At 74.2% G+C, this 24,948-nt stretch carries 23 protein-coding genes; 14 read left to right on the top strand and 9 right to left on the bottom strand.

Annotated features, from left to right (window positions below; translation table 11 throughout):
• Positions 1-111: 111 nt before the first annotated feature.
• On the top strand, positions 112-1,476 hold the full coding sequence (locus K304_RS26910; protein WP_486591557.1) for an MFS transporter: 1,365 nt from the start codon (positions 112-114) through the stop codon (positions 1,474-1,476).
• Between the two features lie 45 nt (positions 1,477-1,521).
• On the opposite strand, the gene K304_RS0102480 is transcribed toward K304_RS26910, so the two are convergent.
• Positions 1,522-2,289, bottom strand: a complete 768-nt coding sequence (locus K304_RS0102480; RefSeq protein ID WP_051307742.1) for a PIG-L deacetylase family protein — start codon at positions 2,287-2,289, stop codon at positions 1,522-1,524.
• Between the two features lie 186 nt (positions 2,290-2,475).
• Here K304_RS0102480 and K304_RS26915 point away from each other — a divergent pair, with 186 nt between their 5' ends.
• Positions 2,476-3,333 (top strand): class I SAM-dependent methyltransferase, encoded by an 858-nt coding sequence (locus K304_RS26915; RefSeq protein WP_051307743.1) that lies wholly within the window; start codon positions 2,476-2,478, stop codon positions 3,331-3,333.
• A gap of 58 nt (positions 3,334-3,391) precedes the next feature.
• On the opposite strand, the gene K304_RS0102490 is transcribed toward K304_RS26915, so the two are convergent.
• Both K304_RS0102490 and K304_RS26920 read right to left on the bottom strand, forming a co-directional pair.
• A complete protein-coding gene (locus K304_RS0102490; protein WP_027762450.1) occupies positions 3,392-3,889 on the bottom strand; it encodes a peroxiredoxin in 498 nt (165 codons plus the stop codon).
• 63 nt (positions 3,890-3,952) lie between these two features.
• Positions 3,953-6,307 carry an MMPL family transporter gene (locus K304_RS26920; RefSeq protein ID WP_078528345.1) on the bottom strand — a complete coding sequence of 785 codons (2,355 nt, stop codon included), beginning with the start codon at positions 6,305-6,307 and terminating at the stop codon, positions 3,953-3,955.
• A 150-nt stretch (positions 6,308-6,457) separates the two neighbouring features.
• Between K304_RS26920 and K304_RS0102500 the strand changes: the two genes are divergently transcribed.
• From K304_RS0102500 to K304_RS0102510, 3 genes are all read left to right on the top strand, one after another.
• The gene (locus K304_RS0102500; protein WP_027762451.1) at positions 6,458-6,745 is read left to right on the top strand and encodes an acylphosphatase; all 288 of its coding nucleotides are present in this window, start codon (positions 6,458-6,460) and stop codon (positions 6,743-6,745) included.
• 184 nt (positions 6,746-6,929) lie between these two features.
• Positions 6,930-7,367 carry a Mut7-C RNAse domain-containing protein gene (locus K304_RS31920; protein ID WP_486591558.1) on the top strand — a complete coding sequence of 146 codons (438 nt, stop codon included), beginning with the start codon at positions 6,930-6,932 and terminating at the stop codon, positions 7,365-7,367.
• Entirely contained in the window at positions 7,357-8,031 is a 675-nt protein-coding gene (locus K304_RS0102510; protein ID WP_027762453.1) for an AIM24 family protein, read from the top strand. Before K304_RS31920 ends, K304_RS0102510 begins: the two co-directional genes overlap by 11 nt.
• Before the next feature lie 34 nt (positions 8,032-8,065).
• Here K304_RS0102510 and K304_RS0102515 read toward each other — a convergent pair whose 3' ends face one another.
• Positions 8,066-8,770, bottom strand: a complete 705-nt coding sequence (locus K304_RS0102515) for a flavodoxin family protein (protein ID WP_027762454.1) — start codon at positions 8,768-8,770, stop codon at positions 8,066-8,068.
• A 253-nt stretch (positions 8,771-9,023) separates the two neighbouring features.
• Between K304_RS0102515 and K304_RS33205 the strand changes: the two genes are divergently transcribed.
• Both K304_RS33205 and K304_RS0102525 read left to right on the top strand, forming a co-directional pair.
• The gene (locus K304_RS33205; RefSeq protein WP_051307745.1) at positions 9,024-10,220 is read left to right on the top strand and encodes a protein kinase domain-containing protein; all 1,197 of its coding nucleotides are present in this window, start codon (positions 9,024-9,026) and stop codon (positions 10,218-10,220) included.
• 88 nt (positions 10,221-10,308) lie between these two features.
• Positions 10,309-11,127 (top strand): SAM-dependent methyltransferase, encoded by an 819-nt coding sequence (locus K304_RS0102525; RefSeq protein WP_027762456.1) that lies wholly within the window; start codon positions 10,309-10,311, stop codon positions 11,125-11,127.
• Positions 11,128-11,169: 42 nt separating this feature from the next.
• On the opposite strand, the gene K304_RS0102530 is transcribed toward K304_RS0102525, so the two are convergent.
• Positions 11,170-11,535, bottom strand: coding sequence for a DUF1801 domain-containing protein (locus K304_RS0102530; RefSeq protein ID WP_027762457.1), 366 nt, complete (start codon positions 11,533-11,535; stop codon positions 11,170-11,172).
• A gap of 109 nt (positions 11,536-11,644) precedes the next feature.
• Here K304_RS0102530 and K304_RS26935 point away from each other — a divergent pair, with 109 nt between their 5' ends.
• Positions 11,645-12,391, top strand: a complete 747-nt coding sequence (locus K304_RS26935; RefSeq protein WP_158687290.1) for a hypothetical protein — start codon at positions 11,645-11,647, stop codon at positions 12,389-12,391.
• On the opposite strand, the gene K304_RS26940 is transcribed toward K304_RS26935, so the two are convergent.
• Complete coding sequence (locus tag K304_RS26940; protein ID WP_078528351.1) at positions 12,336-13,634, bottom strand: peptidoglycan DD-metalloendopeptidase family protein; 1,299 nt, start codon at positions 13,632-13,634, stop codon at positions 12,336-12,338. The two genes, K304_RS26935 and K304_RS26940, sit on opposite strands and share 56 nt — an antisense overlap.
• 119 nt (positions 13,635-13,753) lie before the next feature.
• Positions 13,754-14,317 carry a hypothetical protein gene (locus K304_RS0102545; RefSeq protein ID WP_037789053.1) on the bottom strand — a complete coding sequence of 188 codons (564 nt, stop codon included), beginning with the start codon at positions 14,315-14,317 and terminating at the stop codon, positions 13,754-13,756.
• A gap of 330 nt (positions 14,318-14,647) precedes the next feature.
• On the opposite strand from K304_RS0102545, the gene K304_RS0102550 reads away from it, so the two are divergent.
• The 6 genes from K304_RS0102550 (at position 14,648) to K304_RS0102575 (ending at position 23,286) form a co-directional block, all read left to right on the top strand.
• A complete protein-coding gene (locus tag K304_RS0102550; protein WP_486591559.1) occupies positions 14,648-16,069 on the top strand; it encodes a 3-hydroxybutyrate oligomer hydrolase family protein in 1,422 nt (473 codons plus the stop codon).
• Positions 16,070-16,257: 188 nt separating this feature from the next.
• A complete protein-coding gene (locus K304_RS0102555; protein ID WP_027762460.1) occupies positions 16,258-17,043 on the top strand; it encodes a 3-hydroxybutyrate dehydrogenase in 786 nt (261 codons plus the stop codon).
• Positions 17,044-17,181: 138 nt separating this feature from the next.
• A complete protein-coding gene (locus tag K304_RS26945) occupies positions 17,182-18,582 on the top strand; it encodes an MFS transporter (RefSeq protein WP_051307747.1) in 1,401 nt (466 codons plus the stop codon).
• A gap of 93 nt (positions 18,583-18,675) precedes the next feature.
• Positions 18,676-20,607 carry a GAF domain-containing protein gene (locus K304_RS0102565; protein WP_027762461.1) on the top strand — a complete coding sequence of 644 codons (1,932 nt, stop codon included), beginning with the start codon at positions 18,676-18,678 and terminating at the stop codon, positions 20,605-20,607.
• Between the two features lie 132 nt (positions 20,608-20,739).
• The gene (locus K304_RS26950) at positions 20,740-21,597 is read left to right on the top strand and encodes a VOC family protein (RefSeq protein WP_051307749.1); all 858 of its coding nucleotides are present in this window, start codon (positions 20,740-20,742) and stop codon (positions 21,595-21,597) included.
• A 177-nt stretch (positions 21,598-21,774) separates the two neighbouring features.
• A complete protein-coding gene (locus tag K304_RS0102575) occupies positions 21,775-23,286 on the top strand; it encodes an MFS transporter (protein WP_027762462.1) in 1,512 nt (503 codons plus the stop codon).
• Between the two features lie 136 nt (positions 23,287-23,422).
• Here the strand turns inward: K304_RS0102575 and K304_RS0102580 are convergent, their stop codons facing one another.
• Both K304_RS0102580 and K304_RS0102585 read right to left on the bottom strand, forming a co-directional pair.
• Positions 23,423-24,040 carry a dihydrofolate reductase family protein gene (locus tag K304_RS0102580; RefSeq protein WP_027762463.1) on the bottom strand — a complete coding sequence of 206 codons (618 nt, stop codon included), beginning with the start codon at positions 24,038-24,040 and terminating at the stop codon, positions 23,423-23,425.
• A 128-nt stretch (positions 24,041-24,168) separates the two neighbouring features.
• Positions 24,169-24,858 (bottom strand): S1 family peptidase, encoded by a 690-nt coding sequence (locus K304_RS0102585; RefSeq protein ID WP_027762464.1) that lies wholly within the window; start codon positions 24,856-24,858, stop codon positions 24,169-24,171.
• Between the last annotated feature and the right edge of the window lie 90 nt (positions 24,859-24,948).

Here is a 24,948-nt window from a genome sequence, read left to right on the forward strand (position 1 = left end):
GCACCAGGAATTGAGTGACCGGCAGCACTCGGCACCCGGACCCACCCGACCGGTGCCGGACGACCCGCTGCGCCGCGGGCGGCGCGCTGGCAGACTTCCGCCGTGACCGACATCCGCGAACCCTCGGACGCTGCTGACGCCTTCCCCGCGCCCTCCCCCGCACCCGTCGCACCGAAGGCCGCGGACGCGGGCGCGGGCGCACTGCGTGCGGTGCGGCAGCGCACCACGGCGGTGCTGGTCGCCAGCCAGATCCTGGGCGGTCTGGGCGTGGCGACCGGCATCGCGCTGGCCGCCGTGCTGGCGGAGGAGGTGAGCGGCTCCGAGGGCCTGGCAGGACTGGCCTCCACCGCGTCGGTGATCGGCACCGCGCTACTGTCGCTGCCCCTCGCCTCCCTGATGGCGGCGAAGGGCCGAAGGCCCGGCCTCACCCTGGCCTACCTCATCGCCGCCGTCGGCGGCGCGACGGTCGTCCTGGGCGCCACCGCGGACAGCTTCCCCCTGATGCTCTGCGGCATGGCGGCGTTCGGCGCGGGCTCGTCGGCCAACCTCCAGGCCCGGTTCGCCGCGGCCGACCTCGCCGAGCCCCAGCACCGGGCGCGGGCGATCTCCACCGTCGTCTGGGCGACCACGATCGGCGCGGTACTCGGGCCGAACATCGCGGGCCCCGCCGGGGAGAGCGTCGCCGCCCTCGGCATGGGCATACCGGTCGCGGCCGGGCCCTTCCTCTGGGGTTCCGCGATATTCCTGGTCTCCGCGCTGACCGTGCACCTGATGCTCCGGCCCGACCCGCTGCTCACCGCCCGCGACCTCGCCTCCTCGGCCGCCGCCGCGCACGGAGAGGAGGGATCCGGCGGACGGCGCGCGGACGAGAGGTCGCTGCGAGCGGGTCTCGCCGCCGTCGCCGCCTCCGCACGGGCACGGCTGGCTCTGGTGACCATCGCCGGCGTGCACACCGTCATGGTGTCGATCATGGTGATGACGCCGGTGGACCTCGGTCACCACGGCGCCGGCATCGAGCTGATCGGCCTGGTCATCAGCATCCACATCGCCGGCATGTACGCCTTCTCACCGCTCATGGGCTGGCTGGCCGACCGGCTCGGCCGGGTCGCGGTCATCGGGCTGTCGGTCGGCCTGCTGGCCTGCGCGGCGGCGCTGGCGGGCACGGCCGGGGCGGACCACCTGCAATCCGCCGCCGGGCTCTTCGTGCTGGGCCTGGGCTGGTCGGCGGGCCTGGTCTCCGGCTCCGCGCTGCTCACCGACGCCGTACCGCAGGGCGCACGGGCCGCCGTGCAGGGCCTCTCCGACCTGACGAGCAACGCCGCCGCCGGCGCGGGCGGCGCGCTGTCCGGCCTGGTGGTGGCCCAGGCCGGCTACGGGTGGCTCACCGCGCTCGCCGCGACCCTGCTGCTCCCCGTCGGCGCGACGGCCCTGGCCGTCGCCCTGCGCCGTACACGCACCCCGGCGTCCGGGGCCTGACCGGCCGGGACCGCCGCACCGGCGGCGCCGGCACCCGGCCCGGTCTCAGCGCGGGTAGAGCTGGAACGACACGCCGCGCCGGCCGCCGAAGCTGCCCGCGACACCGCTGATCGCCTCGCCGAGAAACCTCCGCGCGTACGCCTCCGGCTCCTCGTCGCTGAGCACGGTCAGGTACGCCCGGTGCTCCGCCAGCGAGGCGACGGCCAGCTCCATCGACCTTTCCGAGACCTCCTCGGCGTGCGTCCCGTGCGGGGAGGCCGCCACGGCCACCCAGCGCACGCCGCCCCAGGGCTCCAGCCCGCCCTCCTCCAGCTGCTCGCGGAAGATCCACCGGTTCCCCGCGTCGCCGACCGCGTCCAGCACCGCGCGCCCCACCGCACGGTGGTCCGGCGTGTTCCACCACGTGCCGCCGAAGGTGTCGTGATGGTTGAGGGTGATCACCAGCTCGGGCCGGTGCCGCCGCACCGCTGCCGCGAGGTCGCGGCGCAGCGCCACGCCCTCCTCGATCACTCCGTCGGCGTGGTCCAGGAACTCCACCTCGCGCACCCCCACCACCGACGCACTGGCCCGCTGCTCGCGCTCGCGGACCCGGGCGGCCTCCTCCGGCGCCATGCTGTCGATGCCCGCCTCGCCGCGCGTGACCAGCAGGTACGTCACCTCACGGCCGGCCGCGGTCCACTCGGCGACGGCGGCGGCAGCACCGTACTCCAGGTCGTCGGGGTGTGCGACCACCGCCAGCGCACAGGACCAGTCCCGCGGCATCGGCTCCAGCTGCCGTACCTGCTCGCCGGCGACGGCGTCCTCCTGGCTCATCGCGTCCCTCCGTCAACCGCTTGCGCCGCATCACTCAAAGGCTCGGTCATCCTGCGCACGCTATCGCCAAACGGTCTTCGAACGGGGAAAATACCCGATCACAGACATCACGGCCGTCACGCGCCGGGACCCGCCCGGCCGCCGGCTCCCCCGGACCAGCCGTCAGACGCAGGAGACCCCGTAGCAATGCCCACCGCCGTCCCCTCCCACAACCGCTCCTCGCTGGCCCACCGCCTCCGCTACGCCGCCCGCCACCCTCAGCGCGTCGTGCCGTACCTCCGCCGGCATCTGCGGGACTGGCGGCTCCAGCGACGGTCCGGCGGAAACCACATCGCCTACTACCGGGCCGTGATGAAGTCCGACACCGCGCGGAACCCGCTCGGCGCCGTCGGCACGCCGTCGCAGGAGCGGTGGAACGCTCTGGGCAGGATGCAGTTCGACTACCTGGTCGGGCACGGCCTGAAGCCCGGTGACCACATGCTGGAGATCGGCTGCGGCAACCTCCGCGCGGGACGCCACTTCATCGACTACCTGGAGACCGGCCACTACTACGGCGTGGACATCTCCCCCGACATCCTGCTCGCCGCGCAGCAGACGGTGGTCGACCACGACCTCCAGGACAAGCTGCCGCACATGACGCTGGTCGACGACATGCGGCTGGCGCACCTGCCCGGGGGCCGCTTCCGGGTCGTGCACGCGCACAGCGTCTTCTCGCACTCGCCGGTCCACGTCATCGAGGACTGCTTCCGCCACGTGGGCAGGCTGCTGGCGCCGGGCGGGTTCTTCGACTTCACCTACAACCGCACCGACGGCACGGAGCACGACGTGCTGCGGGAGGACTTCTACTTCCGCCCGGCCACCCTGATCGCGCTGGCCGAGAAGCACGGCCTGGCCGCGCACACGATGGACGACTGGGACGACCTGCCGCACAAGCAGTCCAAGATCCGGGTCACGCTCCCGGCGCCGGAGGAGGCGGCCGGGAAGAGCGAGGAACGGGCGCAGACCCCCGACGAAGACGGGGAGCACAGCGGCAGCCCCGCCTGAGACGTCCGCCCGGTTCTGCCCCGGGGAGGCTCATCCCCGGGGCGGCCCTGTCGGCTGCTCAAACGGCCCGGAGCGCGGCCAGCCGGTCGGTCAGGGTGTCCACGTCCTGGTAGGTCATGCCGAGCAGCGCCACGTGCTTCCAGGCGACGGTGCCGTCCGGGGCGACGAGGAACACCGACCGGCGCAGCCCGATGCCGGGCGCGGCCACACCGTACGCGCGGGCGACGGTGCCGTCGGTGTCGGCGAGCAGGGGCATCCGCAGGTCGTGCTTGCGGGCGAACCGCTCGTGGCTGTCGACGCCTTGCGGGCTGATCCCCCAGACGGTCGCGTCGAGTTCCTCGAAGCGCTCCAGTCCGGAGGAGTAGGAGCACAGCTGCTTGGTGCACACGGCGGTGTCGTCGCCGGGGTAGAACGCCAGCACCAGCGGACGTCCCGGTGCCCCGTCGACGGTGTAGTCGGCGCGTACGAAGGCCGCTTCGGGCCCTTCGCCGCGCAGCACGCCGCCGGGCAGGCTGAACTGCGGCGCCGGGCCGCCGGTCTCGGTGGGCTTCGCCATGCGGACTCCTGGAGGTGCGGGGCAGACGCCCGGCAGGGCGCCCTCCGTCACGCTACCGGCGGGTCACTTCCCGTCCGCCCCCGGGGGGCCGGACTTCCGGGCCGCACGGGCGTCGGCGCCGCCCCGCGAGCCGTCGCCCGATGCGTCGCCCGGCGTGCCTCCGTCGTCGGGCGCGCCGCCGTCGGGCGCGGGCTGCGGTTCGGCGTGGACGTGCGGCAGCACGCGGTCCAGCCATCGCGGCGCCCACCAGACCCGGCTGCCCAGCAGGTTGAGTACCGCCGGCACCAGCAGCAGCCGTACCAGCGTCGCGTCGACCAGGACGCTCACGGCGAGCCCGAGGCCGAGCATCTTCACCACGATGTTGCTGCTGAGCACGAACGCGGCGAACACGCTCACCATGATCAGCGCGGCGCACGTGATGACCCGGGCGGTGATCTCCAGCGCGTGCGCGACGCTCGCTCTGCTGTCGCCGGTGCGCAGCCACGCTTCGTGGACGCGGGAGAGCAGGAAGATCTCGTAGTCCATGCTGAGCCCGAAGACGATGGCGAACATCATCATCGGGACGTAGCTCTCCACCGGGACGGTGCCGGACACCCCCAGCGCGGGCCCGCCCCAGCCCCACTGGAAGACGGCGACCACGACGCCGTACGACGCGCCGATGGACACCAGGTTGAGCACCGCGGCCTTGACCGCGACCAGGACGCCGCGGAAGACGGTGAGGATGATCAGCAGCGCGAGACCGACGACGACGGCGATGATCAGCGGCAGCCGTTCGGCGACGATGTCGCGGAAGTCGGTCTGGCCCGCGGTGGTGCCCGTGACGTACCCCTGTGCGTCGGTGCCGGCGACGGCCTGCGGAAGGACGGTGTCGGTGAGGCGGTGCACCAGGTCGGTGGTGGCGGCGCTCTGCGGCCGTTCGGCGGGGATGACGGTGGCGGTGAGCACGTCGCCGTCCTGGGTGGGCTGCAGGGTACTGACGGCGGCAGCGCCGGGCAGACCCTTGAGAGCGGAGGAGACGCTGTTCTCCAGACCCGAACGGTTGCCGCCGGAGACCCCGCTCTGGTCGACGACCACCGTCAGCGGGCCGTTGACGCCGGCCCCGAAGGAGTCGGTGACCAGGTCGTACGCCCGCCGGTCCGTGTAGGAGGTGGGGTCGGCGCCGTCGTCGATGTGGCCGAGGCGCAGCGAGAAGAGCGGCACGGTGAGCACCGCCAGGACCACGAGGCCGGCGGCCAGGTACCGCCACGGACGCCGCCCCACGCGGAGTGCGTACCGGTGCCAGAAGCCGCCGGAAGCGTCCGCGCCGACCTCGGCCACTGGAGTGCGCACGTGGAAGCGGTCGAGGGAGCGGCCGGCGAGTCCGAGCAGCGCCGGCACCAGGGTGAGGGCGCCGAGCACGGCGGTGACGACGGTGACCGCCGCGGCCGCCCCGAGTTTGCCGATGAAGCCCACCCCGGAGGCGTTGAGGCCGGCCAGGGCGACGATCACGGTGGTGCCGGAGACCAGCACGGCCCGGCCGCTGGTGTGCGTGGCGCGACCGGCGGCGGCGACCGGGTCGGCGCCGTCCATCAGGTCCTGCCGGTGCCGGGTGAGGAGGAAGAGCGCGTAGTCGATGCCCACGCCCAGGCCGATCATCGTGGCAAGCGTGGGCGAGACCTGGGCGAACGTGGTCGTGGCCGCGATCAGTCCCAGCACGCCGAGCCCGACCAGGACCGCGGCGAGGGCGGCGACCAGCGGGACGGCGGCGGCCAGGACGCTGCCGAACCCGATGAGCAGCACCACCACCGCGACGCCGTAGCCGATGGACTCGCTGGCCAGGTCGGCCGCATCGGGCCGGGCCAGTTCGCCGAGCGAGCCGCCGTACTCGACCTGCACGCCCGCCTGGCGCAGCGGCTCGACGGCGTCGTCGACGCCGTCGAGGTAGCCGTCGCCGAGCGAGGCCGGGTTCTCGTCGAAGGTGACCGTGACGTAGGCGGTCCTGCCGTTGGGCGAGACCGGGCTGAGCGGGGCGGACGGAGTGCCGTCGGCCTGGGGCTTCGGCGCGGTGAGGGGGTTCTGCGCGGAGAGCACGTGCGGCAGCCCGGCGAGGTTCTTCACGACGGTGGCGACCTGCTGCTGGTGCCCGGAGAGCTGCTGCCCGTCGTGCAGCACGACGAGAGAACTCTGGCCGCCGCGGTCGGGCTGGTGTGCGCGGAGGACGTCGAGGCCCTGCTGGGACTGGGAGTCGGAGAGGGTGAAGTCGTCGGCGTACGACCCGCCGAAGGCGCTCTGCGCGGCGTGCAGCCCGCCGACGGCCGCCAGCCATCCGAGGAGCACGACGACGAAGTGCCGGGCGCACCATTCCCCCACCCGTCGCAGCCGCCCCTTTCGGGGTGGTGCCGGGGGCCGTCTTCGCGCCGCGGGGCGACCGGTGGTCACTCTTGAACTGTAGGTCCGCCCTGCGCACCGGGCACCCGGTGACGGCCGACCGGGCGGTGCCCCGCGCCGCGGCCGCGACGGGCCGTGCGGGGTCCCCGCCCGCCCCTACGATGGCTGAGAGACCGGCAGCGGAAGGACGGGGAGGCCGCCATGGCCAGCAAGCACGTGATCGTCTCCGGGGAGGTCCAGGGCGTCTACTACCGCAACGACTGCCGGGCGGCGGCGGTCGAGCACGGGGTGCGCGGCTGGGTGCGCAACCTCCCGGACCGCACGGTCGAGGCGCACTTCGAGGGCGACGCGGACGCGGTGGAACGGCTCGTGGCGTGGGCCCGGCAGGGCCCGCCGGCAGCGCGGGTGTCGGACGTGCGGGTCTCGGAGGCCGAGCCCGAGGGCCTGCCGGACTTCGAGGTCCGGCCCACCCCGCGCGGAGCACGCTGACGGACCGGCCGCCGGACGCGCCCGGCCGGAAACGGCTCCGGTTCGCGGCGGAGCTGCGGTTCCTGCTGCCCGCCGCGTACCGGGGCGGTGACGTGCGGCGCGTGCACGACGGCCGGTCGTCCCTGGGCCACGTCGCCGAAACGCTCGGGTGCCGCTCACCGAGGCCGGGAAGTTCACCGCAGCCGTGGGGCCAGGCCCCCGGGCCGGGCCCCGGTGGCGTGCGCCCGCAGGTGCGCACCGTCCCGGGGGCGTACGTGCCCCGCGCCGGCGACGCGCTGGACGTGCACGCCGTGCGGCGCCCGCAGCCGCTGCCGCCGGGGCCCCCGGGCCGCCGCGCTTCCTGCCGGACGTCCCTCTCGGCGCTCTGGCCCGCGGCTTGCGGCTGGTCGGCGTCGACGCGGCGTACCGCAACGACAGCGACGACGACACGCTGCTGGAACGCGCCGACGCCGACCAGCGCGTCCTGCTCACCCGGTGCCGGGACTGCGACCGCCTCGACGGGCCGGGCGCGCACCACGCCCGGCCGGCCGCCACCGTCGCCGCGGCCCGCACCGCGGTGGGAGGAGCGGAACACCTTGGCGGAAGCAGGGATTCCGGGGGAGGATCCGGACATGCAGAGTGAGCTCTTCGCCTCCGAGAACATGGCGCAGCCGGCGACCGCGCCCGGGATGACCCGGCAGAACTCCAAGTCCCTCAAGTACGCGGTCAACGGCGAGTGTCTCGCCCGGCAGGGCGCGATGATCGCCTTCCGCGGGAACCTCCAGTTCGAGAAGCAGAGTCAGGGGGTCGGCAACTTCATCAAACGCTCGGTCACCGGCGAGGGCCTCGCGCTGATGGCCGTGCGCGGGCAGGGCGAGGCGTGGTTCGCGCACCAGGGCGCGAACTGCTTCATCGTCGACTTCGCCCACGGCGACGCACTCACCGTCAACGGACGGAACGTGCTCTGCTTCGACGCCTCGCTGAGCTACGAGATCAAGATGGTCAAGGGCGCGGGCATGGCGGGCGGCGGCCTCTTCAACTGCCTCTTCACCGGCCAGGGCCGGCTCGGCGTGGTGTGCGACGGCGACCCGATCGTCATCCCGGTGTCGCCGCAGGCGCCGGTCTTCGTCGACACCGACGCGGTGGTGGGCTGGAGCGCGGCGCTGCACACCTCCCTGCACCGCTCGCAGAGCATCGGCTCGATGATCCGCGGCGGGTCGGGCGAAGCGGTCCAGCTCAAGCTGGAGGGCGAGGGCTTCGTCGTCGTCCGCCCCAGCGAGACCCGCCCCGCGGGCCAGGCGGCCTGACGGCACACCCGGGGGCGGCGCGGGCGGGAGCGGCTCAGCGGTGTTCGGGGTTCTCGAAGCCGGGGCGGCAGCCCGCGTCCCACTCGGTACGGCGGTTGCCGTAGGCCGGGACGCCGCCCACGGCGCGCAGCATGGCAGCCGTGTGCAGCAGGTTGAACGTCATGAACGTGGTGTTGCGGTTGGTGAAGTCGTTCGCCGGTCCCCCGGATTCGGGGTCGAGGTAGGAGGGCCCGGGCCCGGCTTCGCCGATCCAGCCGGCGTCGGCCTGCGGCGGGATCGTGTAGCCCAGGTGCTGGAGGCTGTAGAGCACGTTCATCGCGCAGTGCTTGACGCCGTCCTCGTTACCGGTGATCAGGCATCCGCCGGCGCGGCCGTAGTAGGCGTACTGCCCGGCGTCGTTGAGGAGGCTGGAGCAGCCGTACAGCCGCTCGACGACGCGCTTCATCACCGAGCTGTTGTCGCCCAGCCAGATGGGTCCGCACAGCACCAGGACGTCGGCGGCCAGCACCCGGGGGAACAGGTCCGGCCAGGCGTCGGCCGCCCAGCCGTGCTCCGTCATGTCCGGCCAGACGCCGGTCGCGATGTCGTGGTCCACGGCACGGATCGTGTCCACCTCGACGCCGTAGCGGCGCATGATGCCCGCGCTGAGGTCGATCAGCCCTCCGGTGTTGCTGACCTCGGGCGATCGTTTGAGGGTGGCGTTGACGAAGAGGGCGCGCAGGCCGGTGAACCGGCGCACCGCCTCCGCGTCGGCCTCGTCGGCTCCCGCAGCCGCCCCCGCGCCCGTGCCCGAGTCGTCGTGCCCCACGCCTGACCTCCGTTCGGCGGCAGCCGTCCGCCCGGTGGCGCCGGCCTCCGGGCCCAGCCTGCTGGCCCGCGGCGGGAGCGGCAACCGGTACCGGCCGATCGTGCGCGCGGGACCGCACCACGTGCCGGGCCGTTCGGGCGACCTGGGATCATCGACGGACCGACCGTCCCGGAGGGTGAACAGCGTGCAGCAGATCGGAACGTACGTCCTGGAGCGCGAACTCGGACGGGGTGCGCTGGGCACCGTCCACCTCGCGCGGACCGCCGCGGGGAGGGCGGTCGCCGTCAAGGTGCTGCACCCCGGGGCGGCGCGGGACGAGGCGGCCGACGACCGGCTGCGCGCGGCCGTCGAGGGGGTGCGGGGTGTCGGCGGGTTCCACACCGCGCCGGTACTGGACGCGGACACGGACGCCGACACCCCGTGGTTCGCCACCCCGTACGTGCCCGGTCCGTCGCTGGCCGAACTCCTCACCTCCCGGGGCGCCCTCGGGGAGGACGAGGTGCGCCGCCTGGGCACCGGCGTCGCGGACGCCCTCCGGTCGGTGCACGCGCGTGGCCTCGCGCACGGCGGTCTCAAGGCCACCGACGTGCTGATGGCCGACGACGGCCCGCGCGTAAGGGACTTCGGGCTGCGGCCGGCCCCCGGTGGCGACGACGCCGCGGCGGCCGCGGACGACGTGCGGGCGCTCGGCGGCCTGCTGCTCGCGGCCTGCGGCGGAGAATCGTCGCGGGTGCCGGCGACGCTGGGCGCAACGGTCCAGGCGTGCCTGGACGACGACCCGGCTCGCCGCCCTGCCCCGGAGGCGCTGATCGCGGCTCTCGTGCCGCGGACGCGGATGCAGACGGAGACGCAGAAGGGGGAACCCGCGCCGGTCGCGCCGCCCGCCGCCCCGGCTCCGGGCCCCGGCGCGTACGCGCCGCCGCCCGCCCAGGCCGGTCACCCGGGGCACCCGGGGCAGATGCCGCAGCCGGGCCCGGGCGGCTTCGGCCCGGCGGCCCCGATGCCCCCTCCCGGACAACCGGGACAGCCCGGACAGCCCGGCCATCCTGTGCAGCCGCATCCGGGCGCGCCGGGGATGCCCGGCGGGGAGGCCGGGGAGCCGGAGTTCCTCGCCATGGACCGCAAGAACGACATCGTCGCCGACGCCCACGGCGTCTCGTTCACCGCGTACGGCCGGAGCACCCACCTCGCCTGGCAGCACATCCGGTTCGCCCAGCACCGGCGCGACCCCCAGGGCTCCAGCCACGTCCTCACCCTCGTCCTCCACCTCACGAACGGCGCGCAGACGGTGTGCCGGGTGAGCACCCGCAACGCGTGGGAGCTGGAGCAGTGGGCGGCCCAACTCGACGTCGTCCTCTCCCGCTTCCTCCCCAGGCGGTGAACGAGCGGCGCAAAGACGGTCACATCGGGCTTCCGGTGTGCAAGTCTGTTCGCGGTCACAGCAGTTGAGAGGCGGAGGGGTTCGGCGGATGGCTGACGACGGCCGGGACGGAACGCGCGGCGACACGATCGCCGACAAGATCGACAACACCGTCCCGCACTCGGCGCGGGTGTGGAACTACCTACTGGGCGGCAAGGACAACTACGAGCCGGACCGCCAGATCGGCGACCACATCTCCCGTACCTGGCCCGGGTTGGCACTGGTCGCCCGCACCAGTCGCCACATGCTGGCCCGCGCCGTCCGCCACCTCGCGGCGGACGCGGGGGTACGCCAGTTCCTCGACGTGGGCACCGGTCTGCCCACCGTCGACAACACCCACGAGGTCGCCCAGGGCGTCGCCCCGGACGCGCGCGTCGTCTACGTCGACAACGACCCCCTCGTCCTGGTGCACGCCCAGGCGCTCCTCACCAGCACCCCGGAGGGTGCGACCGCCTACGTCGACGCGGACCTCGGCGACGCGGACACGATCCTGGCCGAGGCCGCCGAGGTCCTCGACATGGAGCAGCCGGTCGCCCTCATCCTCATGGGCATCATCGGCCACGTCGCCGACTACGACGAGGCCCGCGCCATGGTGCGCCGCCTCCTCGACGGCCTGCCCTCGGGCAGCTACCTCCTCCACTACGACGGCACCGCCACCAGCGAGGCGATGCTCACCGCGCAGGAGGAGTACAACCGCAGCGGTGCCGTCCCCTACTACGTCCGCACCCCGGAGCAGATCGCCGGCTTCTTCGAGGGCCTCGACCTCGTCGAGCCCGGCGTCGTCCCCGTCACCGCATGGCGGCCGGACCCCGAGCCGGAGCCCCCGGCCAGCGTCGACGCCTACGGCGGCCTGGCCCGCAAGCCGTAGGCCGCACATGCCTGTTCCGCCCGCAGGCCGGGGGAGACCGGCTCAGCAGACGGGGCCGCGGGTGGCGGCCGTGGCGCGGAGGAGGTCGCGGACGAGGGGCCAGTCGATGTGGTCGGGGGTGCGGAAGCGGAGGCAGCCCTTGCCCATGTCGTGGGCGGCCAGGCGGTCGGCGAACGCGTCGGTGACGTCGCCGCGGACGACGTAGAGGGAGAGGTACCGCTTCTGGCTCGCGAAGGCGAACTCGGTGGTGCCGCCGTGCTGGTAGCAGGGCATGCCGTGGGCCATCGTCTCGGTGAAGCCGGTCAGCTCGCTGCGGCACAGGTCCCGCAGGCGGTGCAGGGCCGGGCCGCGTTCGGCGGGGGCTTCGGCGAGGTAGGTGTCGACGTCGGGCGCGCTGCTCTGGACCATGACCGGGAGTGTAGGAGCCCGCACCGACAACGGCCCCCTCCTCGCCCGCCCGGGGTCGTCACCGGGCCGGTGCCGCATCGGCGGAGACGGACGTCGGTAGGCTGGCGGGGTGGATGAAGCGCGACGTTCCGGACGGCGGGTGCCGGCGAACCGGCCGTACCTGCTGGGTGAGCTGAACCGGACGGTGCCGGGCGTGGACGACCGGGTACGGGCGCTGGGCGGGGAGGCCGGTCCGGCGGAGTACGAGGACGTGGCCGACCGGTTGTGGAACGTGTTCCTGGTCGCGCGGGAGCTGGAGCCCACGCGCTCCCGCACGGGGTGCGACGTGCACCCCGACGGTCCGGTGGATCCGCTGGCGCCGGAGGGCTGGACACGCTGCCTGCTGTGCAACCGGAACCGGCGCATCGGCGACCCGTCGGTCCCCGGCGTGGAGACCGGCCGCGCGCTCGGTCAGCGGTACCCGGCACCGGCCCCGCCGTACACGCGGGAGGCGCTCGGCGAGGCGATGCGGCGGGTCTGCGAACTTCTGCTCGACCTCGGACACGGCTCTCCCGACGAGGACTTCGCCCGGCTCGCGCAGGGGGTCCACCGGGCGTTCGTCACGGCCCGCGAGCTGTCCCGGCCGCGGGGGGCTTCGGGGTGCGCGCGGCACCCCGGTGCGCCGTTGGATCCCACGGCGGAGGAGACGGGCGACACGGCCTGCCTGTTCTGCCGTGGCGAGGAGACGCGGCGCACCCGGCAGGGCCCGCCGGTCCCCCGGGCGCGGCGGACGCGTCCACGCCGCCGCATCGGGCACCGCGTCACGCCCCCGCCCCGGGGAGACCGTCCGGACGGGCCGCCTGGCACCAGCCGTTGACGGGACCACTCACACCGGTCCACAGGAAGGCGTCGCTCACCCAGGTGCCGTCCGAGAGGCGGTTCCACAGGCTCGTCGTGCCGTAACGCCCGGTGTGCGACGTGCCGTCGGCCGAGCAGGCGATGTCCACCGTGGCGCCGTCGGCGACGGTTCCGGCCAATCCGTGGCCGGTGCCCGGGCCGGTGCGCTTGTTGAGGTGGGTGCCGCCGAAGGTGTCGATGACGCCCTGCGTGAAGCCGAGGGCGCCGTGGTGGTGGAGGGCGCCTCCGGGGCCGACCTGACGGCTGCCGAGCAGGGCGTGGCCCTGGTAGGCGCCGCCGCCGTTGAAGAACACCCACCTGCCCAGGGCGTGGCCGGCCACGCCGACGTAGTCGCCGTTCTGGCGGAGCGCGAAGTGCACGTGGCGGCCGGTGGCGGAGCCGCCGCAGGTGACGTCCGTGCCGGTGTCGCCGAGGTAGGTGCCGGTGTTCACCGCGGCGCCGTCGGCGTCGATGTGGTTCCACAGGTGGTAGTAGTCGGTGGCGTAGCCGCGGTCGTGGACGACGCGGATCCAGCCGCGGCACATCGTGTACGCGGTGCCCTGGCGGGCGGCGCGCACGGCCTCGTCGCCGCCGGCGAAGTCGAGGGAGCTCCACGGGGCTGCGGCGCCGGACCAGCCGTGTGGTCCGCTGGTCATGTACGTGGCGCGGCCGGCGGTCGTGGGCAGGGCCATGCCGGTGCGGAAGTCGCCCCCGGCGGCGTACGTCCCCCGCCGGTCTGCTGCTCCGTGAGCCTCGGGCCGACGGGCCTCGGACCGGCTGCCGTCCTGGGCGGCGAGGAGCGCCTGTTCCCGGCCCTCGACCAGCGGGGCCCGGCGAGCCAGCGCGGCGAAGGCCCGCTCGCCCTCGAGGGCCGCGGTCCACCGTCCGTCCTCGCGTTCGGCGAGGAACAGCCAGCCCTGGGGCAGGGGTGCGGAGCCGGGTTCGGTCGCGAGGACCGCGGTGCCGAAGGCCCAGTCGCCGGACGTCCGGGTGACCTGGACGCGCGGCTCGGTGGCGGAGGTGGCCCGCGCGGTGCGGGCGCGGTCGGCGAGGCGTTCGGTCACGGCGGCGACCGGGCCGGTCTCCGGGCGCGCGACGGACGCGGCCGACGCGGCGGACGCGGCGGCGCCGGCCGGCGGGGCGACGGCGAGTGCGCCGGCGAGTGCCAGCGCGGCGGCGGTGACCCGCGACCAGCGGGCGTGGCGTCGTCTTCGGACGGACATGGGACCTCCCGGGGTCGGACGTACGGACTGCACGGTGCACCGGGCGAGGTGGGCGCGGGGCGTGCCGGACGGGCCGCGCGGGGCCCGTCCGGCACGCTCACCGAGGAGGGACGGGCGGCTCAGCAGCCGCCGCAGTTGTAGAAGGTGACGTCCCAGTGGTTGCTCTCGCGGGCGTAGATGTTGCCCGAGGCGGCCTCGTACAGCGCCGCTCCGTCACCGCGGTCGCCGATGTAGGTGAAATTGCCGGTGATGTAGCCGCTGACGCAGCTGGTGGGGCGGAAGTCGAGCTTGTAGCCGTTCCAGTGGCTGTAGGTGCCGCCGGCGTGGCCCGTCTCCGTGCCGCCGGTGATGTGGAGGGCGCATCCGCTGGCGCTCTTGAGCGTCTGGGCGCCCTGCACGGTGGCCAGGTTGATCTGGGAGAACGAGGTGCAGGTGGGGGTGTTGCGGTCCGAACAGCCGCCGGTGGACGACCAGGTGATCCCGGAGGAGCTGAAGCGGGACGCGGCGTCGGAGTGCGAGAGCTTGGTGGCGGCGAGGGCGGGAGCGGCCGGTGCGGGGGCGGCCGTCGCGGTGGTGGGAGCCGCGGTCTCGGCGGCGGTGGCGAGGCCGACGCCCGGGGCGGCGACCAGGGAGCAGGCGAGGGCGACGGCGCCCAGGCCGGAGCGGAGGCGAGACACGCTCATGGGGGGTTCCTCCAGCGAAGTGAACGTCGCGCGCACGTTGTCGTGCACACGTCGCGTCTGATGATGCCCGAGATCTACGCGCGTGCAAGGCCCCGGCGAGGCACATCCCTGCGGAAGCCACCGTCGAGCGGCCGATTGTGGTGCCCCGCACCATGTCGCGGCGGTGCCGACCTCCGTACGGTGTCCGGCGCCCTGACGATCCGACAGCCGGAGGTCACCGTGCCGCCCACACCCACCAGACCGCCCCGACCGGGCCGCCTCCGGCGCGCCCCGTGGTCCCGACGCGGGGGCGCCGCGGACCGGCGCCGCCGCGGCACGTACACCGCACCGCTGGCGGCCGCGGCCGGCCTGCTGCTGTGCGGCGGCCTCCTCTCCCCCGCCGCCGCCTCCCCCGCCGGGTCCGAGGGGCGCGGGGGAGGCCACTGCGACCGCCTGGACCGCGTCCACGTCCCCGGCGCGGCACACCAGCAGGCCGCCTGCCTGGCCGAGTTGACCACGGCCGGGACCGTGGAGTCGGGCCACACCGTGCCCGCCGACTGGGCGGGGCTGACGGCGTCGGGCACGGACGTGCCGACCGGCGTGCCCGGCATCCAGATCGACGGCTACTTCCCGGACTCCTCGAGCGGCAACACCCACCACGGATGGGACCACGACGCGCAGTTCGTGATCCGCCTCCCCGACGACTGGAACGGCGGGCTGGTCGTCACGGGAGCGCCGGGGGTCCGCGCGCAGTACGCGAACGACCGGGCCATCGCCGACCACGTGCTGTCGCGCGGCTACGCGTTCGCCTCCACCGACAAGGGGAACGTCGGCGGCACGTTCTTCCGGGACGGCCGCCGCCCCGGCGACGCCGTGGCCGAGTGGAACCGCCGCGTCACCCAGCTGACCCGCGCGGCCCGCACGGCCGTCGTCCAGCGCTACCACCGGCCGCCGGAGCGCACGCTCGCCGCCGGGATGTCCAACGGCGGCTACCTGGTGCGCTGGCAGCTGGAGAACCGGCCGTGGCTCTACGACGGCGGCGTGGACTGGGAGGGCACGCTCTGGCGCGCCGACGGCCGCGGCCGGCCGGAGACCGGACGGGGCCCGAACCTCTTCACCTTCCTGCCGCCCGCGCTGCGCGCCTACCCCGCCTACGCAGCCGGCGGCGAAGGGGCCGACGAGGCGCACGCCCGCATGGTGGACGCCGGGTTCCCGGCCGGGTCGGAGTTCCTCTGGCCGTATCACCACGACTTCTACTGGGACGTCACCCAGCGCATCTACCGGGAGGAGTTCGACCCCGCGTACGACGGCGACCGCGAGGCCGGCACGCCGTACTGCCCACCCGGCTCCGGCCCCGGCTGCGACACCGACTACGCGTACGCGGACCGCCCGCACCAGGTGCACCGGGCGGTGGAGCGGATCGGGCTGACCGGCCGGATCGGACGGCCTCTGATCACCTTCCACGGCACGCTGGACGTGCTGCTGCCGATCAGCCGGTCCTCCGACGTCTACGCCCGCATGGTGCGCGAAGCCGGCCGCGGGGACCTGCTGCGGTACTACCGCGTCGAGGACGGCACCCACGTCGACGGCCTGTTCGACACCTACCCGGAGCGGCTCCGGCCGCTGGAGCCCTGCTTCCGCTCCTCGTTCGCCGCGCTGGACGGCTGGCTCGACGGGCGCTCCCGGCCCCCGCACAGCCGTACGATCGAGCGGCCCGCCGGCGCGGACCGCGACGAGCTGACGGCCTCCTGCCGGCTGGACGCCGCCGGCTGACCGTCCCCGGCGAACCTCGCTGCGGCCCCGGGCCGCCCGTCGTGCCCGGCGCGGGCCCGCCCACCCCGGCGGGCCCGCGCCGGCACCTCACCTCCGAAGAGTGGTGTGGGTGACCACCATGCCTACGGGCGTCACTGTGGTGATCCCACCTGTAGGCGTGGCAGCCGCGCGTCCCTACCGTTCACGCCATGACAAGCCGATTCGACGCGGGCGTCACCGCGCCCCCCGCCGCCGACCTCACCGGCCGCACCGCCATGGTGACCGGCGGCGGCAGCGGCATCGGGCGGGCCGTCGCCCGCGCGCTGGCGGCGGCCGGGGCGGACGTGCACGTCGTGGACGTGGACGCCGAGGCCGCCAAGGCGGTCGCGGAGGACACCGGCGGCCGGCCGCACGCCGTGGACCTGGCCGACGCCGGGGCGCTGGAACAGCTCCCGTCCGAGGTCGACATCCTGGTGAACAACGCCGGGCTCCAGCACGTCGCCCCGCTGGAGGCGTTCCCGCCGGAACGTTTCACGCAGATCCAGAAGGTGATGGTCACCGCGCCGTTCCTGCTGCTGCGCCGCACCCTGCCGCACATGTACACGCAGGGCTGGGGGCGGGTGGTGAACGTGTCGAGCGTGCACGGCCTGCGCGCCAGCCCGTACAAGGCCGCCTACGTCGCGGCGAAGCACGCCCTGGAAGGGCTGAGCAAGGTCACCGCGCTGGAGGGCGCGGCGCACGGCGTGACCAGCAACTGCATCAATCCGGGCTACGTGCGCACCCCGCTCGTCGAGGGCCAGATAGCGGACCAGGCGGAGGCGCACGGCATCCCCGAGGAGAAGGTGGTGCGCGAGGTGATGCTGGAACGCTCGGCGATCAAGCGGCTGATCGAGCCGGAGGAGGTCGCGGGCATCGCGGTGTGGCTCTGCGGCCCGCACACCGGCTACCTCACCGGTGCCTCACTCCCCGTCGACGGCGGCTGGACCGCCCACTGACGCCGGCGCGACCGCCGCACCTCCCGGTCCCCCATCCCCCGTCCCCGTCCCCGCACCCGCACCCGCACCCGCACCCGCACCCGCACCCGCTCCACCGTCCCCGTTCAGCTCCACCCAGCGAAGAGTGGTGAACCTCCCATGGCAGCAACCCCGCAGCCGGACGTCAGAGACAAGACCCGCATCGGCCGCGTCATCAGCGCGAGCATCATCGGCACCACCATCGAGTGGTACGACTTCTTCCTCTACGGCCTGGCCGCCGCGCTCGTCTTCGACAAGCTGTTCTTCCCGGAGAACGAGCCGCTGGTCGGCACACTGCTGGCGTTCGCGACGTTCGCCATCGGCTTCGCGGCCCGCCCGATCGGCGGTCTGGTCTTCGGGCACTACGGCGACAAGATCGGCCGCAAGAAGCTGCTGGTCGTCAGCCTGATGCTGATGGGCGGCTCGACCTTCGCGATGGGCCTGCTGCCGACGCACGCGACCGTGGGCGCGCTGGCCCCGGCGCTGCTGGTGCTGCTGCGCCTGGTCCAGGGCTTCGCCCTGGGCGGCGAGTGGGGCGGCGCCGTGCTGATGGTGTCCGAGCACGGCGGGCCGGAACGGCGCGGGTTCTGGGCCTCCTGGCCGCAGTCCGGCGCGCCCGGCGGCAACCTCCTCGCCACAGGCGTTCTGGCGGTGCTCGCCGCCGTGCAGACCGACGAGGCGTTCCTCGCCTGGGGCTGGCGCATCCCGTTCCTGCTGTCCGGCGTGCTGGTCGTCGTCGGCCTGTGGATCCGGCTCGTGGTCAGCGAGTCGCCGGTCTTCCTGGAGGCGCAGCGCAAGGCCGCGGAGATCAAGAAGGAGACCGGCGGCGACGAGCAGGCCCCGGTCGTGGAGGTCTTCCGGTCCAGCTGGCGCGAGGTCCTCACCGCGATCGGCGCCCGGTTCGGCGAGAACATCTCGTACTACATCATCACCTCGTTCCTGGTGGTGTACCTCACCACCCAGCTCGGCCTGGACAAGTCGACGGCGCTCAACGCGGTGCTGATCGCCTCCGCCGTCCACTTCGTCACCATCCCCCTGTGGGGGGCGCTGTCCGACCGGATCGGCAGGCGCCCGGTGATCGCGATCGGCGGCCTGGGCATGGCGGTGTGGGCGTTCCTGTTCTTCCCCGTGCTCGACACCGAGTCCTTCGCGGCCATCACGGTCGCGGTGACGATCGGTCTGCTGTTCCACGGCGCGATGTACGGCCCGCAGGCCGCGTACATCTCCGAGATGTTCGACACCAAGGTGCGCTACACGGGCGCCTCGATGGGCGCGCAGGTCGCCTCGATCGTCGCGGGCTCCATCGCTCCGCTCATCGCGGTCGCCCTGCTCGACGCGTTCGGCTCCTCGGTACCGGTCTCCCTCTACCTCGCCTTCGCCTCGGTGGTCACCGCGGCGGTGGTCCTCGCGAGCCGGGAGACCCGTGGCCGGGACCTCACCAAGGACCTGCGCACCACCGGCGTCCGGGACGACTCGGGAGAGGTGAAGGCCACCGCCGGATCCGCCTCCGTGTCCGGCTGACGCACCGGGCGGGCGCACCCGCCCCGCCGCGCCCCTCCCGGCCCTCCCGGGAGGGGCGCGGTCACCTCGACGGCCCGCTGGAAAGCACCCCGTATGCTCCCCACCGTGACAGCCTCCGGCTCCCCCCGAACCCAGGGCGCCCTGCGCACGCTGCTCGATCTGCTCGCCGCCGACGCCCCCGCCGAGGACTTCGCCCGCCCCGCCGCCCGGGCACGTGCCGACGGAGCCTCGGCCGCCGAACTGGCCGAGGTGGACGAGGCGACCCGGGTGGCGCTGCGCATCCGCCGGACCCTGAGCCAGCACCGGGTGCGGGAGGCGGAACTGACCGCCCTCTTCGACACCGCCAGCGACCTCGCCGCGCTGCGCGACCTGGACGCGGTGCTGCGGGCCATCGTGCACCGCGCCAAGCTGCTGCTCGGCACCGACATCACCTACCTGTCGCTGAACGACGAAACAGCCGGCGACACGTACATGCGGGTGACCGACGGCTCGGTCGCCGCCTCCTTCCAGCAGGTCCGGCTGGGGATGGGCGAAGGGCTCGGCGGACTCGTCGCCCAGTCCGCACGGCCGTACGCCACCGACGACTACCAGGCCGACAACCGCTTCCACCACACCGACACCATCGACGGCGCGGTCCTCGACGAGGGGCTGCGGGCCATCCTCGGCGTGCCGCTGCGGCTGGGCTCCCGCGTGATCGGCGTGCTCTACGCCGCGGACCGCACGCCGCGGCGCTTCGCGCGCGAGGAGGTGGCGCTGCTCTCCTCGCTCGCCGACCATGCGGCGATCGCCATCGACGGCGCGCGGCTGCTGGAGGAGACCCGCACGGCGCTGGGCGACCTGGGCGCGGCGAACGACACCATCCGCGCGCACAACCAGGCCATGCACCGCACCGAGGAGGCCCACGACCATCTCACCGACCTGGTGCTGCGCGGCGCCGACGCCACGGAGGTGGCGGCCGGGATCGCCGCCCTGCTGGACGGCGGCATCCTCATCCACGACGCGGACGGCACCGAACTGGCCCGCACCGGGACCGCGCCGCTCACGCCGCCGGTCGACGGGGTCGCCGCCTCCCGCACCAGCGGGCGAGCCGTCCCCGTCGAGGCCGCGGCCGGTACCTGGGTGTGCGCGGTGCTCGCCGGCCCGGAACTGCTGGGCAGCATCGCCCTCACCGGCCGCCCGGACCTGCCGGACACCGACCGGCTGCTGTTCGAACGCGCCGGGATCGTCACCGCGCTGCTCCTGCTGCTGCGCCGCTCGGCCGCGGAGACGGAGGACCGGGTGCGGGCGGAGCTGCTGTACGACCTGCTGACCGCGACCGGGGACGGCGCAGCGCTGGCCGCACGCGCCCGCCGGGTCGGCGTCCAGCTGTCGCGGCCGCACGCCGTGCTCGTGGCACACGGCGAGGCGGCGACCCGGCAGCGGCTGCTGTCGGCGGCGGCGCAGAGCGCCCGCACCCGGGGCGGGCTGGCGGGCATCCACCACGACCACGTGGTGCTCGCCGTGCCGTCGAAGGCCCCCGGCCGGTGCGCCCAGGAGATGGCGGCGGAGCTGGGCAAGGCGCTCGGTTCGCCGGTCACCGTGGGCGCGGCGGGCGCGGCCGCGGAGCCGGGCACCGGCGACGGGACCGGCTCGCTGCCCACGGCGCACGAGGAGGCGCAGCGGTGCCTGTCAGCGCTGCTGGCGCTCGGCCACACCGGGAACGGCGCCGCTCTTCCGGACCTGGGGTTCCTCGGCGTGCTGCTCGGCGACCAGGCCGACCTGGCCGGATACGTGCGGAACACGCTGGGGCCGGTGCTGGACTACGACGCACGGCGCGGCACGGAACTGGTGCGCACGCTGGACGCCTACTTCGTGCACGGTGCCAGCCTGACCCGCACCAAGTCGGCGCTGCACATCCACGTCAACACGGTGGTGCAGCGGCTGGAGCGCATCGGACGGCTGCTGGGCAAGGACTGGAACGCCCCCGCCCGGTCGCTGGAGATCCAGCTGGCGCTGCGGCTGCACCACCTGGCCCAGGATCTCTGAGGCCGGGCCGGGCCCGGGGCGCCTGACCCGCCGCCGCGGTGTCCCGCCCGTCCCACGCCGTCCCACGTCGTCCCCGCAGAGGTCCCGCGGTGTCCGGATGCGGCCCGCGCACGCCGGTGTCACCGTGGAGCCATGAAGATCACGGAGCCGGTGCTGGGCGCTCCCTGCTGGGCCGAACTGGGCACACCCGACGTGGCGGATGCCGGACGGTTCTACGGCGGACTGTTCGGCTGGACTCCGGAGGAGGACGCAAGTCCCGAGGCCGGCGGTTACACGATGATGCTTCTGGACGACGACCCGGTCGCGGCCGCGGCGCCGCTGTACCAGACCGACCAGCCGGTGGCCTGGACGATGGCGGTGTCGGTCGCCGACGCCGACGTGGTCGCGGAGCGGGTGCGGGAGACCGGCGGCGCCGTGCTGATGGAGCCCATGGACGTGTTCGACCTGGGCCGGTTCGCGGTGGTCGCCGACCCCGGAGGGGCGGTCTTCACCCTCTGGCAGGCCGGGCTCTTCCAGGGCGCGGCGCGCCTGGACGAACGCGGGGCGCTGTGCTGGGTGGAACTCGCCACCCGCGACACGGTCGCGGCGCGCGCCTTCTACACCACGGCACTCGGCTGGACCGCGGCCGGCGATGAGGCCGGAGGTGACGCGGAAGGGAGCGACGGCGGCGGTCCGTACGGCGGATACACCCAATGGGGCATCGGCGGCCGGGACTTCGGCGGCATGGTGCGCATGGCCGAGGACCGCTTTCCGCCCGGCGTGCCACCGCACTGGCTGCTCTACTTCGCGGTCGACGACGTGGACGCCTCGGTCGCCCACGCCCTGGAACTGGGCGGGGGCACCACCTTCCCCGCCGTGGACGTCCCCGGGACGGGCCGGGTCGCCGGACTGACCGATCCGCAGGGCGGTGCGTTCGCGCTGTACACCCCGGAGAGCTACCGCTCGGCCGGGCGCGCGGCCAGCCGGGGCCTGACGGCGGACGGCTCCTGAGCACAGGCGGCTCCTGACGGCGGGCCGCGTCCCCGAGGAACGACGCGCGCACGGCGTGGCGGCGCCCGTTCCCGCATGGCGGACCGCTGACGGGGCACCCGGCGACCGGACACCGCCCCGAGGGCGGCGCCTCGCAGGAAGCGAGCCCGGTACCACCAGGGGCGGGAGGAGTTCCGGATGGGAACGCCACACGACCACGACGGCGCGGGTCCCGGCGGCGGAGAGCCGAGCGGGACCCCCGGCGGGTACGGCACCGTCACCACCGCCGTACCGGCCCGGCTGGACCGGCTGCCGTGGTCACGGTGGCACTGGATGATCGTGATCGGCCTCGGCACCGTCTGGATCCTGGACGGTTTCGAGGTCACCATCGTCGGCAACATGGCCGCCCGGCTCGCCGAGGACGGCAGCGGCCTGGACATCTCCGCCGCGCAGGTCACCGGCATCGCCGCCGCCCTCTACGTCGCGGGCGCCTGCACGGGTGCGTTGTTCTTCGGCTGGCTGACGGACCGGTACGGGCGCAAGAAGCTGTTCATGATCACCCTGGGCGTGTACCTGGCGGCCACCGCGCTGACCGCGCTGTCCTTCGAGTCGTGGTGGTTCTTCCTCTTCCGCTTCCTCACCGGCTTCGGCATCGGCGGCGAGTACGCGGCCATCAACTCCGCCATCGACGAGCTGATCCCGTCGTTCTACCGGGGCCGCGTCGACCTGATCATCAACGGCAGCTTCTGGCTCGGCGCCATCGGCGGCTCCCTGCTGTCCATCGTCCTGCTCGACACGGACGTCTTCGCCCAGGACCTGGGCTGGCGGCTGGCGTTCGCCTTCGGCGTGGTACTCGGCCTGGTGATCCTGCTGGTTCGGCGCAACGTGCCGGAGAGTCCGCGGTGGCAGTTCATCCACGGACGCGGCCAGAAGGCCGAGAGCCTGGTCTCCCGCGTGGAGGACGAGATCCACCGGGACACCGGCAGGGAACTCCCGCCGCCCGCCGGGGAGATCACCATCCACCAGCGCAAGTCGATCGGTTTCGGCCTCATCGCGAAGACCGTCTTCAGCAGGTACCGGCGCCGCGCGGTCCTCGGGCTGTCCCTGTTCATCGGGCAGGCGTTCCTCTACAACGCCATCACCTTCGGTTTCGGCTCCATCCTCGCCACCTTCTTCGACGTGCCGTCCGGCAACGTGGGCTACTTCTTCGCGGTGATCGCCGCCGGCAACTTCCTGGGGCCGCTGCTCCTGGGCAAGCTCTTCGACACCGTCGGCCGCCGCGTCATGATCTCCGGCACCTACCTGCTGTCCGGTGTGCTGCTGTTCGGCACGGCCTACCTGTTCGACAACGGCCATCTCGGTGCGAACACGCTCACCGCCTGCTGGGCCGTGGTGCTGTTCTTCGCCTCCGCGGGCGCCAGCAGCGCCTACCTGACGGTCTCCGAGGTCTTCCCGATGGAGACCCGCGCGATGTCCATCGCGTTCTTCTACGCCATCGGCACGGCGGCCGGCGGTATCAGCGGGCCGCTGATCTTCTCCAAGCTCACCGAGTCGGGCGTGGTCGGCGAGACGACGCTGGCCTTCCAGATCGGCGCCGGACTCATGTGCGCCGCGGGCCTGGTGGCGGCGGCGCTCGCCGTCCCGGCGGAGCGCCGCTCGCTGGAGGACATCGCCACCCCGCTGTCCACGGTGGACCGCGCGGACGCCTGATCCGCACGTCGCGGACGCGGGTCGTCCCTCTCTTCCCGCCTGCCGGGCCGGACCGGCGCCGGGCGGTGCACCGGCGGACGGGGAGAGCGGGGCGCCGGGGTGGTGAAGGGTGCCAGGAAGGGCGGGCGGAACGGCGTCACGACGGCTCGCCGAACGTGCCGTACTCGGGAACGCCGGCCGGCCGGTAGACGCTGACGACCACACCGGTGCCGGTGGTGTCGCTCCGCACCAGCCGCAGCGCGGCAGGCGCCGCGCCCTCGGGGAACAGGCGGCGGCCCGCGCCCAGCACCACCGGGTACGTCAGCAGCCGGTACTCGTCGATCAGGTCGTGCCGCATCAGGGTGTGCGCGAGGTCGCCGCTGCCGTGCACCTGGAGCTCCCGGCCGGGCTGCCGCTTCAGTTCGGCCACGCGACCGGGCAGGTCCTCGGCGACGACCGTGGTGCCGGCCCAGTCGGCGCGGTCCAGGGTGCGGGAGGCCACGTACTTCGGCAGCCGGTTCAGCGGCCCGGCGATCGGGTCGTCGGGGTCGGTGGCCCGCGGCCAGTAGGCGGCGAAGATCTCGTAGGTGCGGCGGCCGAGGAGGAAGGCGTCCGCCTCGGCGAACCAGGTGGTCACGGCCTTCCCCATGTCGTCGTCGGCGTAGGGGACCAGCCATCCGCCCTGCTCGAAACCGCCGCTGCGGTCCTCGTCGGGCGCGCCGGGGGCCTGCATCACGCCGTCCAGGCTCACGAAAGTGGTCAGGGTCAGTCGCATCGGTGTGCTCCTCCCGTCTCGCGGGCCCGCCGGGGGTGCGGACCCTCACCGAGTACGACGGCTGCCGCGCCCGGAACTCATCGCTCCGGGACGCCGCGGCGACGGGAGGAGCAGCGGTCCCGCCGGCGTCAGTAGACGGCGAGACCGTAGGTGCTGAGCACCTCGCGCACGGGCAGGTGGTACGCGCTGCCGCCGGCGGCGCAGTTCGAGCCGCCGAGGACGAGGCCGAGCGCCACCGTGCCGCTGAAGCCGGGCGCGCCCGCGTCGCCGGGCTCAGCACAGTCGGTGGCCCGGAAGGCGCCGTACACGATGCCGTCCGGGAACTGGATGGTGACGTTCACGGCCTGCACCACGCCGCAACGCAGGCCGCTGGTGCGGCCGGCGTGGCACACGTTCTGCCCCACGCGCGGGGCGGCGGAGCCGGTGATGTCGACGTGGTCGCCGCCGACGGTGATCTCGCCGGGGAAGGCCACCTCGGGGTTGGTGTACCGGATCAGCGCGGCCGTGCCGGGCCCGGGGAGACCTCCGCCCGCGGTGCCCACCTCGACCGTGCGGGCCGCGTCGGCATACCAGGTCGAGGCGCCCTCGGCGCAGGCGCCCAGCACGATGCCGTAGCGGGTGCCGCTCGACGAACGGGCGTTGAACCCGACCTGGCACGCACCGCCGTGATCGCCGTACACCGTGTCGCCGCCGCGCACAGCGTACTGCTGGACGGCGTTCCGCTCCTGCGCGGCGCTCGGCCCGGCCGACAGGGCCAGTGCGCCCAAGGCGGCCAGCAGCGCCGTCACGATCCGTCCGCTTCGTCTTCCGCTTCTCATCCGCGCCTCCACTCGATTCCGGTCACCCGGGCATTGTGGAGGGCCGGGCCGCATCCGCCCAGAGCGCGGCGGGCCGAACCCGCCCTGCTG

Source organism: Streptomyces sp. CNS606, from assembly GCF_000426325.1.

Coding starts and splice junctions, on each gene's coding strand:
- K304_RS0102480 (WP_051307742.1), bottom strand. CDS start 2,289: ATGAGCCAGGAGGACGCCGTCGCCGGCGAGCAGGTACGGCAGCTGGAG.
- K304_RS26915 (WP_051307743.1), top strand. CDS start 2,476: ATGCCCACCGCCGTCCCCTCCCACAACCGCTCCTCGCTGGCCCACCGC.
- K304_RS0102490 (WP_027762450.1), bottom strand. CDS start 3,889: ATGGCGAAGCCCACCGAGACCGGCGGCCCGGCGCCGCAGTTCAGCCTG.
- K304_RS0102500 (WP_027762451.1), top strand. CDS start 6,458: ATGGCCAGCAAGCACGTGATCGTCTCCGGGGAGGTCCAGGGCGTCTAC.
- K304_RS0102510 (WP_027762453.1), top strand. CDS start 7,357: ATGCAGAGTGAGCTCTTCGCCTCCGAGAACATGGCGCAGCCGGCGACC.
- K304_RS0102525 (WP_027762456.1), top strand. CDS start 10,309: ATGGCTGACGACGGCCGGGACGGAACGCGCGGCGACACGATCGCCGAC.
- K304_RS0102530 (WP_027762457.1), bottom strand. CDS start 11,535: ATGGTCCAGAGCAGCGCGCCCGACGTCGACACCTACCTCGCCGAAGCC.
- K304_RS26940 (WP_078528351.1), bottom strand. CDS start 13,634: ATGTCCGTCCGAAGACGACGCCACGCCCGCTGGTCGCGGGTCACCGCC.
- K304_RS0102545 (WP_037789053.1), bottom strand. CDS start 14,317: ATGAGCGTGTCTCGCCTCCGCTCCGGCCTGGGCGCCGTCGCCCTCGCC.
- K304_RS0102555 (WP_027762460.1), top strand. CDS start 16,258: ATGACAAGCCGATTCGACGCGGGCGTCACCGCGCCCCCCGCCGCCGAC.
- K304_RS26945 (WP_051307747.1), top strand. CDS start 17,182: ATGGCAGCAACCCCGCAGCCGGACGTCAGAGACAAGACCCGCATCGGC.
- K304_RS0102565 (WP_027762461.1), top strand. CDS start 18,676: ATGCTCCCCACCGTGACAGCCTCCGGCTCCCCCCGAACCCAGGGCGCC.
- K304_RS26950 (WP_051307749.1), top strand. CDS start 20,740: ATGAAGATCACGGAGCCGGTGCTGGGCGCTCCCTGCTGGGCCGAACTG.
- K304_RS0102575 (WP_027762462.1), top strand. CDS start 21,775: ATGGGAACGCCACACGACCACGACGGCGCGGGTCCCGGCGGCGGAGAG.
- K304_RS0102580 (WP_027762463.1), bottom strand. CDS start 24,040: ATGCGACTGACCCTGACCACTTTCGTGAGCCTGGACGGCGTGATGCAG.
- K304_RS0102585 (WP_027762464.1), bottom strand. CDS start 24,858: ATGAGAAGCGGAAGACGAAGCGGACGGATCGTGACGGCGCTGCTGGCC.